Source organism: Thermodesulfitimonas sp., assembly GCF_052743955.1.
Genome location: NZ_JBRAIN010000168.1, coordinates 1 through 1631, shown reverse-complemented (window position 1 = coordinate 1631; position 1631 = coordinate 1). Strand labels below are relative to the sequence as shown.

Genomic DNA, 1631 nt, shown 5'->3' with positions numbered 1-1631 from the left:
GAGGTTTTGAGATTCCTACAGTGGGTTGACACGGTCAAGTGCCGCCGGATACTTGCATGCCCGGCGGCAGTTGAGTATAATAATCTCTGTAAGGAACGTCGGAGTGGCGGAACTGGCAGACGCGTACGTTTGAGGGGCGTATGGGGTATCCCGTGGGGGTTCAAGTCCCCCCTCCGACACCATAATAAAGAATAAAAGCCCGCAGGCCGTAACGGTTTGCGGGCTTTTGGTTCTATACGCTGACTACTCTCGACGGTCCTCCACCCGATTAAACTGCGAATTACCACCCAGGCGAAGGTTGCGGCAATAGTCCGGTTTAATCGCGTTGCTTAAGTCAGGGTTAAACGCAAAGAGCTGCGCTCGCGGGTCCCACCGGTACGCAACAACCTCACACCTATCCACTTTCCCAGACTCATCTGTGCTCCAGCTGGCCGTAAGTATCGCGTTTTTAGCCGGCAGCATGGTTACGTCTTCCCCGTGGCGTACCGACGCCCCGCTGGGAAATATAAGCGGGGAAACTGTGCCGTCCGCTCGCCTAAACCGCGCCGCCACTACTTTGTCATCTTGCACCATCATCAAAGTGAGATACTCAGTGTACGCGCCGCCGGTCCCCAAGTTTACCAGCGCCTCTTTAACGCCGTCGCCCGTAACGTCACTTGTCTGGTAAATCCTTAAGGGATAAACTTCTTCGAGACGAACGCCTAAGAACATCGGGCCGAGAGTGGCGCGAATAGCCGGAATTAAACCCTCCCAGTCCACCTCTCCTGCCCCGGCTTCGGCAGGGGAGCGCCGGATGGTTTCGGCAGTCGGCCGCTTCACTTGGGAAGCTGGCGGCGTTTCCTTAACCTGCCCGGTGCTACGGGTATCTCTACCGGCCGGCAGGTTTGGGGCCGGAGGTACCGGTTTCCTATCCAGAATAAAATACCCGGCCGTAACGGCAAGCACCGCAAAGAACAGGACGAGCATCGTTCGTTTAAATTGCTTTTGGTTCATAATCTCCCTCCCTTCGATAGACCACTGCACCGGCGCTCCTAGTTCCCCAGACTCTGAATCGGGGCGGGGATGCGGCCGCCGCGCCGGACAAAACCGGTAGCGGCAAAGCGGCTCACCGGCATAACCGGCGCGCCGCCTAGGAGTCCCCCGAACTCTACCCGGTCGCCCGGTTTTTTCCCCGGCGCCGGAATAATGCGGACGGCAGTGGTCTTGTTGTTGACGACACCAATTGCGGCTTCGTCGGCAATGATAGCCGCAATCGTTTCGGCGGGGGTGTCACCCGGGACCACAATCATATCGAGGCCAACCGAGCAGACGGCGGTCATCGCCTCGAGCTTTTCTACGGTGAGTGCACCGGCCTCGACCGCCCGGACCATTCCCGCATCCTCGCTTACCGGGATGAAGGCGCCGGAGAGACCACCGACGTAGGAGGAGGCCATCGCGCCACCTTTCTTAACTGCATCGTTCAAGAGCGCCAGGGCGGCCGTAGAGCCCGGCCCGCCGCAGCGCTCGAGGCCCATCGACTCGAGGATTTCGGCCACGCTATCACCCACCGCCGGGGTCGGCGCTAGTGAGAGATCGACGATACCGAAGGGCACGCCCAGCCGCCGGGCCGCTTCCCGGCCAACAAGCTCACC

Annotated in this window: 2 protein-coding genes and 1 tRNA gene; 1 reads left to right on the top strand and 2 read right to left on the bottom strand. The window is 59.8% G+C overall.

Annotated elements, in window-relative coordinates:
- Positions 1 to 97: 97 nt before the first annotated feature.
- Positions 98 to 182 (top strand) — tRNA-Leu (locus ACUVTA_RS09650).
- 61 nt (positions 183 to 243) lie between these two features.
- Here ACUVTA_RS09650 and ACUVTA_RS09645 read toward each other — a convergent pair.
- Positions 244 to 993: a hypothetical protein gene (locus ACUVTA_RS09645; protein WP_445952722.1), complete on the bottom strand. Its 750-nt coding sequence runs from the start codon at positions 991 to 993 to the stop codon at positions 244 to 246.
- A gap of 38 nt (positions 994 to 1031) precedes the next feature.
- The coding region (locus tag ACUVTA_RS09640; RefSeq protein WP_445952721.1) for a DUF711 family protein at positions 1032 to 1631 on the bottom strand (600 nt) is incomplete at its 5' end.

Excerpts from the sequence above, each read along its gene's own strand:
- ACUVTA_RS09645 (WP_445952722.1), bottom strand. The coding sequence starts at position 993 with ATGAACCAAAAGCAATTTAAACGAACGATGCTCGTCCTGTTCTTTGCG.